Genomic DNA, 15,678 nt, shown 5'->3' on the forward strand with positions numbered 1-15,678 from the left:
ACGCGCTCAGAAGGGGACATCTCCATGACCGATCTCAATCGCCGCCATTTGTTCGCAGGCGCCGCTGCAGTCGGCGCGGCCGCCATCACCGGACTGCGACCAATCGCAACCAATGCCGCGGTGCCGCAAGCCGGCGCGCAGGCGCCGGGCTTCTACCGCTACAAGGTCGGCAGCTTCGAGTGCACCTCGATCAATGACGGTGCGCGCAGCTTTCCAATGCCGGACAAGTTCGTCGTCAACATTCCGAAGGAGGAGGCGCTCGCCGCTGCCGACGCCGCCTACATGCCGAAGGGCATGGTCACCGTCCCGTTCAATCCGCAGCTGATCAACACCGGCTCCAAGCTCGTGCTGATCGATACCGGCAACGGCGTCGCCAATCTCGAGCCCAGCAAGGGCGCCGTCGGCCGCACCCTGCAAAACCTGCAGGCCGCCGGCGTCGACCCGAAGAGCATCGACGTCGTGCTGCTGTCGCATCTGCATCCGGATCACACCAACGGCATCCGTTTGGCCGACGGCTCGTTGGCCTTCCCGAATGCCGAGATCATGGTGCCGGTGAAAGATTGGGAGTTCTGGGCCAGCGAGGAGAACGCAGGCAAGGCCTCCAGCGACATGATGAAGAACTACTTCGCCAACGTGAAGAAGACCTTCGCCGGCATCGAGTCCAAGGTGACGAAGTACGACTGGGGCAAGGAGGTCGTGTCCGGGATCACTTCGATCGCGACGCCCGGCCACACGCCCGGTCACACCTCGTTCGCAGTCGCCTCGGGCGACAAGAAGGTGCTGATCCAGTCCGACGTCACCAACATTCCCGAGCTGTTCCTGCGCAATCCGGACTGGCACGTCGCCTTCGACACCGACGGCGCGCTGGCGCAGCAGACCCGTCACAAGTTCTACGACATGGCGGCCGCCGAGAAGGCGACCGTGATCGGCTTCCACTTCACCTTCCCCTCGGTCGGCCATGTCGAGAAGGACGGCGCCAAATATCGCCTGATCCCGTCGGCGTGGAATCCGACGATCTGAGCCGGTTTTCAGATTTGCACGAAACATCGGGCCGCCGCTTGGCGGCCCGATTGTTTTGGGTGACCATCTGCTTTCGCGAAACTCAGCGTTTCCAAAACGGACCGGTTCATGCACTTGCATCCATTGGCCCGGATCGCTTAAGTGCCGCCCGGCACTTCCCCCTCGGGGCTTCAAGGACAAACCAAGGATAATCTGATGGCCTACAACATCGTCGTGATCGCCGGCAGCCTGCGCAAGGACAGCTTCTCGCTCAAGATCGCCAAGGCGCTCACCAAGCTCGCGCCGGCGTCTCTCAAGCTCGAGGTCGTGACGCTCGAGGGCATCTCTTTCTTCAACCAGGACCTCGAGGGTGCACCGCCCGCCGACTGGCTGGCCTTCCGCGAAAAGCTGCAGAAGTCCGACGGCGTCATCTTCGTGACCCCGGAATACAACCGCGCCATCCCGGGCGTCCTGAAGAATGCCATCGACGTCGCCTCGCGCCCCTACGGCAAGAGCTCGTTCAACGGCAAGCCGGTCGGCATCATCTCGAACTCGCCGGGCCCGCTCGGTGGCGTCAGCGCCGCCAAGACGCTGCAGAACATCCTGCCGGGCATTGCCGGCCCGATCCTGCAGCAGCCCGAGACCTATTTGAACGCGGTCGGCGACGCCTTTGATGCCGAAGGCAATCTGGCGAAGGACTCGCTGAAGGGCGTGCTCCAGGCTTACGTCGACGCTTTCGCGGCGCACGTGGCCAAGCATCACGGCTGATCTAACCACCCGCGGCCACGCATTCAGTCCTCATCCTGAGGAGACCGCGTAGCGGTCGTCTCGAAGGATGGCCGCGGGGGCAGTTGGGCCTTCATGGTTCGAGACGGCGCTTCGCGCCTCCTCACCATGAGGGTCTGGCGGCCGTTGGGCCGATCAGTCTGGGGCGGTTATCACTCCCTTAACCAAGCTGGCCCATCTTGCCAAAATGGTCTCCCGCGCGCGCCTGAAATCGATCCTGACCGGTCTTGCCCTCTATGCGATGGCGGCCGCCATCGTCGGCTATTTCGGGGTCAACGCCTACACCGGCAAATACGGCCTCAACGCCCGCCAGGAGCTCGACCAGGAGATCATCGCGCTGACCAGCGAGCTGGCGCAGCTCAAGCGCGAGCGCGCCCGGAGCGAGCAGCGCGTCTCGCTCTTGCGCACCGAGAAGATCGACCCCGATATGCTGGACGAGCGGGCCCGGTTCCAGCTCGACTATGTCAATCCGCACGATCTCGTTCGGATGATCCCGCAAAACTAGGGTTTTCCGCTGCATCCGAAACGGCGCGCGAAAGCCGTTCCCACTTGTTCCGAAAGTCGTAGAGCCGCGCCCGGTTGCCGCCTTGACGCCGATATGGCGGGGCAGGCATTCCTTGTCCGGGCGCCATGCCGCCGAAGGTTGACGGAGATCAATCGGGTCGTGCGAGGCGCCGCCTAGACTGCCTTCCGGAGGAAACGGTGATGGATGGGTCAATGCCCCGGCATCACGCGGCTCGTGTCGAAGCCGCCATTGCATCAGGCCAGGCGGCTCGCTCGGCGCTCGTGGCCTCGTGGCGCCGTTCGTCGCGATTGCATCACCTCGATCCCGCTGGCCGCGGCCTGCCGCTGCGGCTGAGCGAGGCCGAGTTGCGGCAGGCGCGCGAGCGCATCGCACCGCTGCTCGCCGCCGCGCAGGGCGCCATGGACCGGCTCTATCAGGCTGTCGGTGCCGCCGGCTGCTGCGTCTTGCTCGCAGACGGTGAGGGGGTCCCGGTCGATCGCCGCGGCACGCCGGCCGACGACGCGACGTTTGAATCATGGGGCTTGTGGACCGGCGCGCTCTGGAGCGAGGAGCACGAGGGCACCAACGGCATCGGCACCTGCGTGGTCGAGCAGCGGCCACTGACGATCGACCGCGATCAGCATTTCTTCACGCGCAACACGCTGCTCAGCTGCACGGCGGTTCCGATCTACGACCACGAGGCGGTCTTTGCCGGCGTGCTCGATGTCTCCTCCTGCCGCGCCGACCGCACCGACGCCTTCTCCAATCTGATCGCGCTGGCGGCCGGCGATGCGGCGAAGCGCATCGAGGCCGATATGTTTCGCCGCGCGTTTGCCCATGCCCGCATCGTGCTGACGCAAGGCGCGGACGGCCAGTCCATCGGGCTCGTCGCGGTCGATGCGGACGATCTCGTGATCGGTGCGACCCGGACGGCGAGGGCGGGGCTCGGGATTGCGCCGGGCCGCCCCTTGCAGCCGATGCCTGCGGCCGACCTGCTCGGCGGCGAACCTGCGCAAGACCATCTCGCCGGCGGGCAGCGCGCGGTGCTGCAGCGAGCATTGTTGCGCGCCGGCGGCAACGTGTCGGCCGCCGCAAAAGCCCTCGGCGTCAGCCGCGCCACGCTGCACCGGAAGCTGAATCGGTTCGAGCTGAAGCACTGACTGTCGCAGAACTGCGACAGGTCGGCCCGGCCATCGCTCCCGCCCGGGCTGACAGAAATCACCTCTCGCGAGATCGTCGGCGCAAGTCGTGAACACACGACGATTTGCGCAAACATCAACATCGGGAGTGATCAATGAACAAGGTAGAATTCCTCGGCGTCACCCAAAGTCCGTTCGCCGAACGCTATGACAATTTCATCGGCGGCAAGTTCGTGGCGCCGATCTCTGGCAAATATTTCGACAACGCCTCGCCGGTGACCGGCAAGATCGTCTGCAAGATCGCGCGCTCCGACGCGCAGGATGTCGAGGCGGCCCTCGATGCCGCCCATGCCGCCAAGGCCGCGTGGGGACGCACCAGCGTTGCCGAGCGCGCCGCGATCCTCAATCGCATCGCCGACCGCATGGAGGAGAATCTCGAACGGCTCGCTGTCGCCGAGACCTGGGACAATGGCAAGCCGATCCGCGAGACCCGCGCCGCCGACCTGCCGTTGGCCATCGATCACTTCCGCTATTTCGCCGGCGTGGTGCGCGCCCAGGAAGGCTCGATCGGCGAGATCGACCACGACACCATCGCCTATCATTTCCACGAGCCGCTCGGCGTCGTCGGCCAGATCATCCCCTGGAACTTCCCGTTGCTGATGGCCTGCTGGAAGCTCGCGCCTGCGCTTGCCGCCGGCAATTGCGTGGTGCTCAAGCCGGCCGAGCAGACGCCGGCCTCGATCATGGTCTGGGCCGAGATCATCGGCGATCTCTTGCCGCCGGGCGTGCTCAACATCGTCAACGGCTTCGGCCTCGAGGCCGGCAAGCCGCTCGCCTCCAGCCCGCGTATCGCCAAGATCGCCTTCACCGGCGAGACCACGACGGGCCGACTGATCATGCAATATGCCAGCCAGAACCTCATTCCGGTCACGCTCGAGCTCGGCGGCAAATCGCCGAACATCTTCTTCAACGACGTCACCGCCGAAGACGACGATTTCTTCGACAAGGCGATCGAGGGGTTCGTCATGTTCGCGCTGAACCAGGGCGAGGTCTGCACCTGTCCGAGCCGCGCGCTCGTGCACGCCGACATCTACGACCGCTTCATGGAGCGGGCGCTGAAGCGCGTCGCCGCGATCAAGCAGGGTGACCCGCGCGCCGCCGACACCATGATCGGCGCGCAGGCCTCGAACGACCAGCTGGAGAAGATCCTCTCCTACATCGACATCGGAAAGCAGGAGGGCGCCAAGGTGCTGGCGGGCGGTGCGCGCGCCGAGCTCACGGGCGATCTCGCCGGCGGCTTCTACGTCCAGCCGACGGTGTTCGAAGGTCACAACAAGATGCGGATCTTCCAGGAGGAGATCTTCGGTCCCGTCGTCTCCGTCACGACCTTCAAGACTGACGACGAGGCGCTCGCGATCGCCAACGACACGCTGTACGGCCTCGGGGCCGGCGTCTGGAGCCGCGATGCCAATCGCTGCTACCGTTTCGGCCGGGCGATCCAGGCCGGCCGGGTCTGGACCAATTGCTACCACGCCTATCCCGCCCATGCCGCGTTCGGCGGCTACAAGCAGTCGGGCGTCGGGCGCGAGACCCACAAGATGATGCTCGACCACTACCAGCAGACCAAGAACCTCCTGGTCAGCTACAGCCCGAAGAAGCTTGGTTTCTTCTAATCGGCAGGTTTCGACTGGGAAGGCACAGGCGGCGTCATCGCGGCGCCGCCTGTGTACATCGGCTACCGCTCGCCCCGCCGTCATCCATCTGTCAGAGTCTTGAGACAAGACGACAGCCCCGATCGCACAAAGTGCGATGCCAGGCACAGACGGAGGCGCGGCCATGACGACCAATCCCTTGCAGCGGAAGATTCATACCGGAGCATTGCTGCTCGGCGCGGCGGCCCTGGCGTTGCTTGCACCCTCGATCGCCTTTGCGCAGGCGGCGCCATCAGGCGCCAAACCCTTCCTGACCGTCGACGGAAAGGCGCCGCTGATCCTCGGACATCGCGGCGTGCCGGGACTGGTGCCCGAAGAGACCGAGGCCTCCTATGACCTCGCCGCCGCGCTCGGCACCGACGCGCTCGAAGAGGACCTTCACCTCACCAAGGATTGCGTGCTGGTTGCACGCCACAACCCCTGGCTCGCCGACAACACCAACGTGGCCGAGGTGGCCAAGACCAATGCGGCGGTCGCGGCCCGCAAGCGCACGGTGCCCGGCGTGCGCGTCAAGGCACCGGCTGCTGCCGGCACGCCCACGGACTATCTCGTCGATCTCACCGATCCAGCGGATCCCAAATCGGTGCTGAAGTCATTGATCGTCGACGGTGAGGACCACACCAACGACTGGTCGATCACCGATTTCACCATGGCCGAGCTGAAGGAATGGATCGGCGGCACCACCTACGATGCGGCCAATGAGCGGCCGAAGCTGTTCAACGGCAAATTCCCGGTCATCAGCTTCCAGGACGTCCTCGACATCGCCAAGGCCAAGAGCAAGGAGACCGGGCGGTCGATCCTGGTCTATCCGGAAACCAAGAACCCGACCTGGAACAATGCCCAGGCCATCGCCAATGGCTGCGGCGCGCCCGGCAGCCATCCGCTCGAGGATGCCCTGATCAAGATCATCAAGGACAACGGCCTCAACACCAAGGACGCGCCGATCCTGGTCCAGAGCTTCGAGCCCGGCAGCCTGAAATATATGCGCAGCCATGGCCTGGAGACGCGGCAGGTCCAGCTCGTCGACGGCAACGGCATCGACTTCAAGACCGGCAGGGTCCTGCTCAACAACATCACCAATTCCCGTCCGTTCGACTGGACGGTGGCCGGTGATGCGCGCCTTTATGATGCGATGCTGACGCCTGCGGGCCTTGCCGAGATCAAGACCTATGCCGATGGCATCGGTCCGTGGAAGGCCTATATCGTTCCGCTCAAGATCGCGCCGTGGAAGGATACCAATGCCGACGGCACGCCCTACAAGGGCTCGACGCCGGAGGCATCGACGCAGGAGGCAACCAGCCTGATCGCCGACGCGCACAAGCTGGGCCTGTTCGTCCACGTCTTCACGTTCCGCAACGAGAAGAAATATCTCGCGGCCGACTATCACGCCGATCCCGCTCTGGAATATCTCAAATTCTTCCGTCTCGGCGTCGATGGGGTCTTCACCGACTTCACCCATACCGGCGTTGCCGCCCGCGCGGCTTATCTGCGCGAACTCGGCTGGTAGTCGCCGGATACGAATCGAACAGGCATCGGGGCCGAGCGCCCCGAGATATGCGTGTCCGATGTCGTTGCCTCGTCTGCGTGCAGAGCTCTCGTTGGCGCGGAGCTAATGTTGCCTGATCCGCGCCAAAGGTTTTGCAAAATTTCGGCCACGTTGCAGTGCGGCATAATGAAAGTCGCGTCATGCCGCTGCGGTGCTTTCACACGCGATTGAGTTAGGTTAGAGAGGACCTAGATTTCTCTGACCCGGAATTCCCATGGCCGCACCCAAGAAAGCCGCCGCAAGCGCTGAGCAGGACAAGACCAACGGCGGTTCGCCCCCGGAGTTCACCAAGGAGCAGGAGCTGAAGGCGCTCCGCGACATGCTCCTGATCCGGCGGTTCGAGGAGAAGGCCGGCCAGCTCTATGGCATGGGCGCGATCGGCGGCTTCTGCCACCTCTATATCGGCCAGGAGGCCGTGGTAGTTGGCATGCAGATGGCCCTGAAGGAGGGCGATCAGGTCATCACGGGCTATCGCGATCACGGACATATGCTGGCCACCGGCATGGAGGCCAACGGCGTGATGGCCGAGCTCACGGGACGCCGCGGCGGCTATTCCAAGGGCAAGGGCGGCTCCATGCACATGTTCAGCAAGGAGAAGCACTTCTACGGCGGCCACGGCATCGTCGGCGCGCAGGTCTCGCTCGGCACCGGTCTCGCCTTCGCCAATAATTATCGCGGCAATGGCAATGTCAGCGTCACCTATTTCGGCGACGGCGCGGCCAACCAGGGCCAGGTCTATGAGAGCTTCAACATGGCGGAGCTCTGGAAGCTGCCGGTGATCTTCGTCATCGAGAACAACCGCTACGCCATGGGTACCTCGGTCTCGCGCGCCTCGGCGCAGCAGGATTTCTCCAAGCGCGGTGCTTCCTTCAACATCCCCGGCAAGCAGGTCGACGGCATGGACGTCCGCGCCGTCAAGGCGGCGGGCGAGGAGGCGGCGGCCTGGTGCCGCGCCGGTAAGGGCCCCTTCATCCTTGAAATGCAGACCTACCGCTATCGCGGCCACTCGATGTCCGATCCTGCGAAATACCGTACGCGCGAGGAGGTCGAGAAGGTCCGTCACGACCAGGACCCGATCGAGCAGGTGCGCAATCGCCTACTGGCCGCCAAGGTGAGCGAGGCCGATCTCAAGGCGATCGACGCCGAGGTGCGCGACATCGTCAACGCGTCTGCCGACTTTGCCCAGCATGATCCCGAGCCGGATGCCGCCGAGCTCTGGACCGATATCTACCGCTGAACGCGCGCAAGCTTTCTTTTGGAGTCGATATGCCAATTCAAGTGCTGATGCCCGCGTTGTCGCCCACGATGGAAAAGGGCAACCTCGCCAAATGGCTGAAAAAAGAGGGTGAGACGATCAAGTCCGGCGACGTGATCGCCGAGATCGAGACCGACAAGGCCACGATGGAGGTCGAGGCGACCGACGAGGGGACGCTCGGCAAGATCCTGATCGCCGAGGGCACCGCCGACGTTCCCGTCAACACGCCGATCGCGACCATTCTCGCCGACGGTGAGAGCGCGGCCGATCTCGCGAAAGCACCTGCGCCGGCAAAACCGGCCGCGGAGGCTGCTGCGCCCGCCGCTGCCAAGGCCGAAGCGCCCGCAGCGAAGGCCGCGCCTGCGCCGCAGGCTGTCGCCGAGCCCGATCCGGAGGTGCCCGCCGGCACCGAGATGATCACCCAGACCATCCGCGAAGCGCTGCGCGACGCCATGGCTGAAGAGATGCGCCGCGACCCCGACGTGTTCGTGATGGGCGAAGAGGTCGCCGAATATCAGGGCGCCTACAAGGTCACCCAGGGCCTGCTTCAGGAGTTCGGCGCCAGGCGCGTGATCGATACACCGATCACCGAGCACGGCTTCGCCGGTGTCGGCGTCGGCGCCGCGATGACCGGCCTGAAGCCGATCGTCGAGTTCATGACCTTCAACTTCGCCATGCAGGCGATCGACCAGATCATCAACTCCGCGGCCAAGACGCTTTACATGTCGGGTGGCCAGATGGGCTGCTCGATCGTGTTCCGCGGGCCCAACGGCGCGGCTGCGCGCGTCGCCGCCCAGCACAGCCAGGATTATTCGGCCTGGTATTCGAACGTCCCGGGCCTGAAGGTCGTCGCGCCGTTCTCGGCCGCCGACTACAAGGGCCTGCTCAAGGCCGCGATCCGCGATCCCAATCCGGTGATCTTCCTCGAGAACGAGGTGCTGTACGGTCACACCGGTGAGGTGCCGAAGCTCGATGATTTCATCGTCCCGATTGGCAAGGCGCGCATCGTGCGCTCCGGCAGCCATGTCTCGATCATCTCCTGGTCGAACGGCATGACCTATGCGCTGAAGGCGGCCGACGAGCTCGCCAAGGAGGGCATCGAGGCCGAGGTGATCGACCTGCGCACGCTGCGTCCGATGGACACCGAGACCATCATCAACTCGGTCAAGAAGACCGGCCGCGCCGTCACGGTGGAAGAGGGCTGGGCCCAGAGCGGCGTCGGCGCCGAGATCGCCGCGCGGATCATGGAGAACGCATTCGACTACCTCGATGCGCCGGTTGCGCGCGTCTCCGGCAAGGACGTGCCGATGCCCTACGCCGCGAATCTGGAGAAGCTCGCACTGCCTTCGGCTGCGGAAGTCGTCGAGGCCGCCAAAGCCGTCTGCTACAGGTAGGCCATGTCGGGCCCGAAGGAGCAGCCACTGCCGCCCGACGTCATCGCCCGCGACGATGCGGTCGAGATCCTGCGCGTGTTCGTGCTGGATGGCGGGCTGTCGATGGCGTTCCAGCGTGCCTTCGAGGAGCCCGACATGTGGGGCCTGCTGCTCGTCGATCTCGCCCGCCACGCCGCGCGGGCCTATGCGCGCGAGAGCGAATACAGCGAGGAGGACGCGCTCGGCCGGATCCTCGAGATGTTTCAGGCCGAGATCGAGCGGCCGACCGACACCGGCACCACGACGCCGCGGGCAAAGGGGCACTGACCGTGGCTGTCGAATCCCACCATTTCGATCTCATGCTGGAGGCGATCCGCGAAGCGGAGGCCTCGATCGCGCAAGGTGGCCTGCCGATCGGCGCCGTGCTGGCGCGCGACAACAAGATCATTGCCCGCGGCCGCAACAACCGCGTGCAGGAGAACAATCCGATCCTGCACGGCGAAATGAGCTGTCTGCGCGAGGCCGGTGCGATCTCGTTCCACGACACCGTCATGTACACCACGCTGTCGCCATGCTCGATGTGTGCCGGCGCGCTCGCTTTGTTCAAGGTCAAGCTCGTGGTGATCGGAGAATCCGTCACCTTCGAGGGGTCCAAGGATATTCTCGACAAGTTCGGGATTCCCTGGATCGACCTTGCCGACGATCGCTCCATCACCATGATGAAGAATTGGCGTTCCATCCCTGCCAATGAGCGCCTGTGGCAAGGCGACATCGGCAACTAAACCTGGTCTGTTCGTCTTCACTTTCGAAGACGACGTTTTGAGAAGTTCTTCGTGAGGTCAGCATGCCCATCAACATCCTGATGCCCGCTCTTTCGCCGACGATGGAGAAGGGCAACCTCGCCAAGTGGCTGAAGAAGGAAGGCGACAAGGTCAAATCCGGCGATGTCATCGCCGAGATCGAGACCGACAAGGCCACCATGGAGGTCGAGGCCATCGACGAGGGCACGATCGCCAAGATCCTCGTGCCGGAGGGCACGCAGGACGTCCCGGTCAACGACGTGATCGCGGTGCTCGCCGGCGAAGGCGAGGACGTGAAGGCCGCGGGCGCCGCCAAGCCCAGCGCGTCGGCCGCGCCGCCCAAGGCCGCTGAAGCTCCCGCCGCTGCGCCTGCTGCCGCTCCTGCGCCTGCCGCGCCCAAGGCTGCGCCGCCCGCCGCCGCTGCTCCGGCGCCGCAGGCTGCTGCTCCCGCCGCACAGAGCAACGGCCATGGCGGCCGCGTGTTCTCATCGCCGCTGGCGCGCCGCATCGCCAAGGAAGCCGGCATCGATGTCGGCATGGTCACCGGCACCGGCCCGCATGGCCGCGTGGTTGCGCGCGACGTCGAGCAGGCCAAGTCCGGCAAGGGCCTCAAGGCGCCCGCCGCGGCGCCGTCCGCCGGCGCGCCCTCGATCGCACCGACTATGTCGGACAAGCAGATCCTGTCGCTGTTCGAGCCGGGCTCCTACGACATCGTCCCGCATGACGGCATGCGCCGCACCATCGCGCAGCGCCTGACCGCCTCGATCCAGAACGTCCCGCATTTCTTCCTCACGATCGACTGCGACATCGGCAAGCTGATGGCTGCGCGCGAGGAGATCAACGCGGCCGCGCCGAAGGACAAGGAGAAGAAGCCGCTCTACAAGATCTCGGTCAACGACTTCGTCATCAAGGCGATGGCCGTCGCGCTGCAGAAGATTCCGAATTGCAACGTCAGCTGGACCGAAAGCGGCATGGTCAAGCACCACCATTCCGACGTCGGTGTCGCCGTGGCGATGCCGGGCGGCCTGATCACGCCGATCATCCGCAAGGCCGAGACCAAGACGCTCTCGACCATCTCCAACGAGATGAAGGATTTTGCCGCGCGCGCCCGCTCGCGCAAGCTGAAGCCCGAGGAATACCAGGGCGGCACCACCGCCGTCTCCAACCTCGGCATGTACGGCATCAGCCACTTCACCGCGGTGATCAACCCGCCGCACGCGACGATCCTCGCGGTCGGCACCAGCGAGGAGCGCCCCGTCGTGCGCGGCGGCAAGATCGAGATCGCCCACATGATGAGCGTGACGCTGTCCTGCGATCACCGCGCCATCGACGGCGCGCTCGGCGCCGAGCTGATCGGCGCCTTCAAGCAGCTGATCGAGAACCCCGTGATGATGATGGTCTGACGCGGGGAGGGCGAGGTGCATGCGGACGCGATGGCCCTGGATTTCAGTGCTGCTCGCGATCGCGATCCTCGTCAGCCCGATCGGCCGCGAGGTCATCCACGACGCGTTTCTCTCCGGCGAGCAGCTCTCGCGAAACATCTCCCAGCCGATCTTCTTCATCGGTTTGGCTATCCTGGCCTTCATCGTCGCGCTCGAATGGCTGGTCAGGTTTTTAATTTCCAGACGCCGCGCCCGCGGCGCAACTTCTTAAGTTGAACGGGAGCCGCCATGGCCGATACATCCTTCGACGTCATCATCATCGGCTCCGGCCCCGGCGGCTATGTCACCGCGATCCGCGCCGCCCAGCTCGGCTTCAAGGTCGCGATCGTCGAGAAATCCTATCTCGGCGGCATCTGCCTGAACTGGGGCTGCATCCCGACCAAGGCGCTGCTGCGCTCGGCCGAGATCTATCACTACATGCAGCACGCCAAGGACTACGGCCTGTCGGCCGACAACGTCTCGTTCGACCCGAAGGCGGTGGTGCAGCGCTCGCGCGGCGTCTCGAAGCGGCTCAACGACGGCGTCGGCTTCCTGATGAAGAAGAACAAGGTGAGCGTGATCTGGGGCGCTGCCTCGATCGATGCGCCCGGCAAGGTCACCGTGAAGAAATCCGATGTCGAGGGACCGAAGGGGTCGCTGGGCGAGGGGAGCTATCAGGCCAAGCACATCATCATCGCGACCGGCGCGCGGCCGCGCGTGCTGCCGGGGCTCGAGCCCGACAAGAAGCTGGTCTGGACCTATTTTGAGGCGATGGTGCCGGAGCGGATGCCGAAGTCGCTGCTGGTGGTCGGCTCCGGCGCGATCGGAATCGAGTTCGCTTCGTTCTTCCATACCATGGGCTCCGACGTCACCGTCGTCGAGGTGCTGCCGCAGATCCTGCCCGTCGAGGACGCCGAGATCGCGGGCCTCGCGCGCAAGCGGCTGGAGAAGCAGGGCATCAAGATCATGTCCTCGACCAAGGTCACGAAGCTGGAGAAGAAGGCCGACAGCGTCGTCGCCACCATCGACGACGGCAAGGGCAAGCCCGTCACCACCGAGTTCGAGCGCGTGATCTCGGCGGTCGGCGTCGTCGGCAACATCGAGAATCTCGGCCTCGAAAAGCTTGGCGTGAAGACCGATCGCGGCTGCATCGTCATCGACGGCTACGGCAAGACCAACATTCCCGGCATCTACGCCATCGGCGACGTCGCCGGTCCGCCGATGCTCGCGCACAAGGCCGAGCACGAGGGCGTGATCTGCGTCGAGGCCATCAAGGGCCTGCATCCGCACCCCATGGACAAGAACATGATCCCGGGCTGCACCTACTGCCATCCGCAGGTCGCCTCGGTCGGCCTGACGGAAGCCAAGGCCAAGGAGAGTGGCCGCGAGATCCGCGTCGGCCGCTTCCCCTTCGTCGGCAACGGCAAGGCGATCGCGCTCGGCGAGGACCAGGGTCTGGTCAAGGTGATCTTCGACAAGAAGACCGGCCAGCTTCTCGGCGCCCACATGGTCGGCGCCGAAGTGACCGAGCTGATCCAGGGCTACGTCGTCGCCATGAACCTGGAGACGACGGAAGAAGAGCTGATGCACACCGTGTTCCCGCATCCGACCCTGTCGGAAATGATGAAGGAAGCCGTGCTGGATGCGTACGGGCGGGTGTTGAACATCTAAGCATCAAACCCGTCATCCTGAGGTGCTCGCGAAGCGAGCCTCGAAGGATGCACGGCCAGATCGAGCAGCCGGGCTCGTCGCCCTTCGAGGCCTCCGCTTCGCTCCGGCACTTCAGGGTGACGGGTCGAACTGGGAAACAGATCACAACAACAAAAAGGGAATGAACCCATGCATGACAACGACAACCTGACTATCGAACGCCCGACCTTCGTCACCCATCTCGAATGCGCGATGGAGGGTGATCATTACGCGGCCGATCAGGTCCACAACCTCTCCAAGGCCGGCAAGCCGCTTCTCGTGCGTTACGACCTCGCCGGCGTGAAGAAGGCGCTGACCAAGGATGCGCTGGCGCAGCGCCCCGCCGACATGTGGCGTTATCGCGAGCTGCTGCCGGTGCGCAAATGCAAGGACATCGTTTCGCTCGGTGAAGTCACCACGCCGCTGATCCGGCTGCCGAAGCTGGCTAAGAAGCTCGGTGGCGGCGAGATCATCGTCAAGGACGAGGGACGCCTGCCGACTGGTTCGTTCAAGGCGCGCGGCCTGGTCATGGCGGTGTCGATGGGCAAGGCGCTCGGCATCAAGCATATGGCGATGCCGACCAACGGCAATGCCGGCGCAGCGCTCGCGGCTTACGCGACCTCCTGCGGTATCAAGACCACGATCTTCTGCCCGGCCGACACGCCCGAGGTGAATGTCAGCGAGATCGAGCTGCAGGGCGCGACCGTCTACCGCGTCAACGGCTATATCGACGATTGCGGCAAGATCGTCGGCGAGGGCAAGGCCAAGGTTGGCTGGTTCGATACGTCCACGCTGAAAGAGCCGTACCGCATCGAAGGCAAGAAGACGATGGGCCTCGAGCTTGCCGAGCAACTCAATTGGGACGTGCCCGACGTGATCTTCTATCCGACCGGCGGCGGCACCGGACTGATCGGCATGTGGAAGGCTTTCGACGAGCTGGAGAAGATCGGCTTCATCGGTTCGAAGCGCCCGCGCATGGTCGCGGTGCAGGCCTCCGGCTGCGCGCCGATGGTGCGCGCCTATGACGCCGGCACCGAGCACGCGACGCGCTGGGAGGACGCCCACACCATCGCATCCGGCATCCGCGTGCCGCAGGCGATCGGCGACTTTTTGATTTTGCGCGCGGTGCGGCAGAGCAAGGGTTTTGCCATCGCGGTCGACGACGACAAGATCTCGGCGGCGCTGAACGAAGTGGCGCGCGAGGAGGGGCTGTTGCTGTGCCCCGAAGGTGCTGCGACCTACGCCGCCTACAAGGAGAGCCTCGCCGACGGCCGCGTCAGCAAGACCGATCGCGTGATGCTGTTCAACTGCGCGACCGGCTTGAAGTATCCGCTGCCGCCGGTCACCCGCACGCTCGATCGCCACAAGCCGATCGACTACACGCAGTTCTAGCGCGTCATTTCGTCTCTTCACGAACGACCTCTCTTCCCGTACGCGGGAAGAGATAAAAACAAAAACGACATCGTCGGGGAGAACACAATGAAGAAGGCCGTCTGGGCCGGGCTGATCGGCATTCTCGCTCTCACCGGCGTCGCGCGCGCCGACGATTATCCGTCGCATCCGATCACCATCATCGTGCCCTTCGCGGCCGGCGGCCCGTCGGATGCGATGGCACGCGTGCTCGCCGAGCGGATGCGCCAGTCGCTCGGCCAAGCCCTGGTGATCGAGAATGTCACCGGCGCCGGCGGCTCGATCGGGGTTGGGCGTGCCGTGCATTCGCCGCCGGACGGCTACACCATCTCGTTCGGCCATCTCGGCACCCACGTCGCCAACGGTGCCGTCTACAAGCTCAACTACGACCTCGTCGCCGATCTCGAACCGGTGGTGCTGCTGCCAAGCAATCCGATGATCGTCGTCAGCAAGAACGCGGTGCCGGCGACTTCGTTGAAAGAGCTCCTTGCCTGGCTCAAGTCGCGGCCATCGCCGCCAACGGCCGGCACGGCCGGCGCCGGCTCGGGCAGCCACATCGCCGGCGTCTATTTCGAGAGCGTCAGCGGCATCAAGCTGCAATACGTACCATATCGCGGCACTGCACCCGCGCTGAACGATCTGATCGCTGGCCAGATCGACGTCATCGTCGACCAGACTTCCAACTCCATCAACCAGGTTCGCGCCGGCACCATCCGCGCCTACGCCATCACCGATGACAAACGCCTGTCGTCGGCGCCTGACATCCCGACCGCGGAGGAGGCGGGGCTGAAGGGGTTCAACATGACGCTATGGTCGGGCCTGTGGGTGCCCAAGGGCACGCCGAAGGAGATCGTGACCAGGCTCAACGCCGCAGCCGTGGAAGCGCTGAATGATCCCACCGTGAAGAAGCAGCTCGAAAGCCAGGGCCTGGAGATGACGCCGCAGGACCAGCTCACGCCCGAAGCCCTCGGCGCCCGCCAGAAGGCCGAGATCGCGAAATGGTGGCCGATCATCAAGGCCGCCAACATCACGGTGGATTGACG

Annotated in this window: 15 protein-coding genes; all 15 read left to right on the forward strand. The window is 64.7% G+C overall.

Translation table 11 applies throughout. From position 1 onward, the window contains the following. The first annotated feature begins 24 nt into the window (after nucleotides 1-24). The gene (locus QA645_RS20580) at nucleotides 25-1,020 is read left to right on the forward strand and encodes an MBL fold metallo-hydrolase (RefSeq protein WP_283052653.1); all 996 of its coding nucleotides are present in this window, start codon (nucleotides 25-27) and stop codon (nucleotides 1,018-1,020) included. Between the two features lie 195 nt (nucleotides 1,021-1,215). Further along, the gene (locus QA645_RS20585) at nucleotides 1,216-1,767 is read left to right on the forward strand and encodes an NAD(P)H-dependent oxidoreductase (protein WP_283052655.1); all 552 of its coding nucleotides are present in this window, start codon (nucleotides 1,216-1,218) and stop codon (nucleotides 1,765-1,767) included. 205 nt (nucleotides 1,768-1,972) lie between these two features. Continuing rightward, complete coding sequence (locus QA645_RS20590) at nucleotides 1,973-2,290, forward strand: septum formation initiator family protein (RefSeq protein WP_027529774.1); 318 nt, start codon at nucleotides 1,973-1,975, stop codon at nucleotides 2,288-2,290. A 200-nt stretch (nucleotides 2,291-2,490) separates the two neighbouring features. Further along, entirely contained in the window at nucleotides 2,491-3,450 is a 960-nt protein-coding gene (locus QA645_RS20595) for a GAF domain-containing protein (RefSeq protein WP_254193908.1), read from the forward strand. A 134-nt stretch (nucleotides 3,451-3,584) separates the two neighbouring features. Next, nucleotides 3,585-5,102: an aldehyde dehydrogenase gene (adh, locus tag QA645_RS20600; protein WP_254131732.1), complete on the forward strand. Its 1,518-nt coding sequence runs from the start codon at nucleotides 3,585-3,587 to the stop codon at nucleotides 5,100-5,102. A 163-nt stretch (nucleotides 5,103-5,265) separates the two neighbouring features. Continuing rightward, complete coding sequence (locus QA645_RS20605; protein WP_283052666.1) at nucleotides 5,266-6,648, forward strand: glycerophosphodiester phosphodiesterase family protein; 1,383 nt, start codon at nucleotides 5,266-5,268, stop codon at nucleotides 6,646-6,648. 253 nt (nucleotides 6,649-6,901) lie between these two features. Then, nucleotides 6,902-7,924 (forward strand): pyruvate dehydrogenase (acetyl-transferring) E1 component subunit alpha, encoded by a 1,023-nt coding sequence (pdhA, locus tag QA645_RS20610; protein WP_254193906.1) that lies wholly within the window; start codon nucleotides 6,902-6,904, stop codon nucleotides 7,922-7,924. Between the two features lie 29 nt (nucleotides 7,925-7,953). Continuing rightward, nucleotides 7,954-9,336 carry a pyruvate dehydrogenase complex E1 component subunit beta gene (locus QA645_RS20615; RefSeq protein ID WP_283052669.1) on the forward strand — a complete coding sequence of 461 codons (1,383 nt, stop codon included), beginning with the start codon at nucleotides 7,954-7,956 and terminating at the stop codon, nucleotides 9,334-9,336. Nucleotides 9,337-9,339: 3 nt separating this feature from the next. Further along, nucleotides 9,340-9,642, forward strand: coding sequence for a DUF5076 domain-containing protein (locus QA645_RS20620; protein WP_254131728.1), 303 nt, complete (start codon nucleotides 9,340-9,342; stop codon nucleotides 9,640-9,642). Between the two features lie 2 nt (nucleotides 9,643-9,644). Continuing rightward, on the forward strand, nucleotides 9,645-10,097 hold the full coding sequence (locus QA645_RS20625; protein WP_283052673.1) for a nucleoside deaminase: 453 nt from the start codon (nucleotides 9,645-9,647) through the stop codon (nucleotides 10,095-10,097). 62 nt (nucleotides 10,098-10,159) lie between these two features. Next, nucleotides 10,160-11,518, forward strand: coding sequence for a pyruvate dehydrogenase complex dihydrolipoamide acetyltransferase (locus tag QA645_RS20630; RefSeq protein WP_283052675.1), 1,359 nt, complete (start codon nucleotides 10,160-10,162; stop codon nucleotides 11,516-11,518). 46 nt (nucleotides 11,519-11,564) lie between these two features. Beyond that, nucleotides 11,565-11,768, forward strand: a complete 204-nt coding sequence (locus tag QA645_RS20635; protein ID WP_309143701.1) for a hypothetical protein — start codon at nucleotides 11,565-11,567, stop codon at nucleotides 11,766-11,768. A gap of 17 nt (nucleotides 11,769-11,785) precedes the next feature. Beyond that, complete coding sequence (lpdA, locus tag QA645_RS20640) at nucleotides 11,786-13,207, forward strand: dihydrolipoyl dehydrogenase (protein WP_254193903.1); 1,422 nt, start codon at nucleotides 11,786-11,788, stop codon at nucleotides 13,205-13,207. Between the two features lie 168 nt (nucleotides 13,208-13,375). Next, nucleotides 13,376-14,617 (forward strand): threonine synthase, encoded by a 1,242-nt coding sequence (locus tag QA645_RS20645; protein ID WP_254131723.1) that lies wholly within the window; start codon nucleotides 13,376-13,378, stop codon nucleotides 14,615-14,617. A gap of 87 nt (nucleotides 14,618-14,704) precedes the next feature. After that, a complete protein-coding gene (locus QA645_RS20650) occupies nucleotides 14,705-15,676 on the forward strand; it encodes a tripartite tricarboxylate transporter substrate binding protein BugD (RefSeq protein ID WP_283052677.1) in 972 nt (323 codons plus the stop codon). Nucleotides 15,677-15,678 lie beyond the last annotated feature (2 nt).

It is taken from the genome of Bradyrhizobium sp. CIAT3101, assembly GCF_029714945.1.
GTDB lineage: Bacteria > Pseudomonadota > Alphaproteobacteria > Rhizobiales > Xanthobacteraceae > Bradyrhizobium.

Coding starts and splice junctions, on each gene's coding strand:
- QA645_RS20580 (WP_283052653.1), top strand. CDS start 25: ATGACCGATCTCAATCGCCGCCATTTGTTCGCAGGCGCCGCTGCAGTC.
- QA645_RS20585 (WP_283052655.1), top strand. CDS start 1,216: ATGGCCTACAACATCGTCGTGATCGCCGGCAGCCTGCGCAAGGACAGC.
- QA645_RS20590 (WP_027529774.1), top strand. CDS start 1,973: ATGGTCTCCCGCGCGCGCCTGAAATCGATCCTGACCGGTCTTGCCCTC.
- QA645_RS20595 (WP_254193908.1), top strand. CDS start 2,491: ATGGATGGGTCAATGCCCCGGCATCACGCGGCTCGTGTCGAAGCCGCC.
- adh (WP_254131732.1), top strand. CDS start 3,585: ATGAACAAGGTAGAATTCCTCGGCGTCACCCAAAGTCCGTTCGCCGAA.
- QA645_RS20605 (WP_283052666.1), top strand. CDS start 5,266: ATGACGACCAATCCCTTGCAGCGGAAGATTCATACCGGAGCATTGCTG.
- pdhA (WP_254193906.1), top strand. CDS start 6,902: ATGGCCGCACCCAAGAAAGCCGCCGCAAGCGCTGAGCAGGACAAGACC.
- QA645_RS20615 (WP_283052669.1), top strand. CDS start 7,954: ATGCCAATTCAAGTGCTGATGCCCGCGTTGTCGCCCACGATGGAAAAG.
- QA645_RS20620 (WP_254131728.1), top strand. CDS start 9,340: ATGTCGGGCCCGAAGGAGCAGCCACTGCCGCCCGACGTCATCGCCCGC.
- QA645_RS20630 (WP_283052675.1), top strand. CDS start 10,160: ATGCCCATCAACATCCTGATGCCCGCTCTTTCGCCGACGATGGAGAAG.
- lpdA (WP_254193903.1), top strand. CDS start 11,786: ATGGCCGATACATCCTTCGACGTCATCATCATCGGCTCCGGCCCCGGC.
- QA645_RS20645 (WP_254131723.1), top strand. CDS start 13,376: ATGCATGACAACGACAACCTGACTATCGAACGCCCGACCTTCGTCACC.
- QA645_RS20650 (WP_283052677.1), top strand. CDS start 14,705: ATGAAGAAGGCCGTCTGGGCCGGGCTGATCGGCATTCTCGCTCTCACC.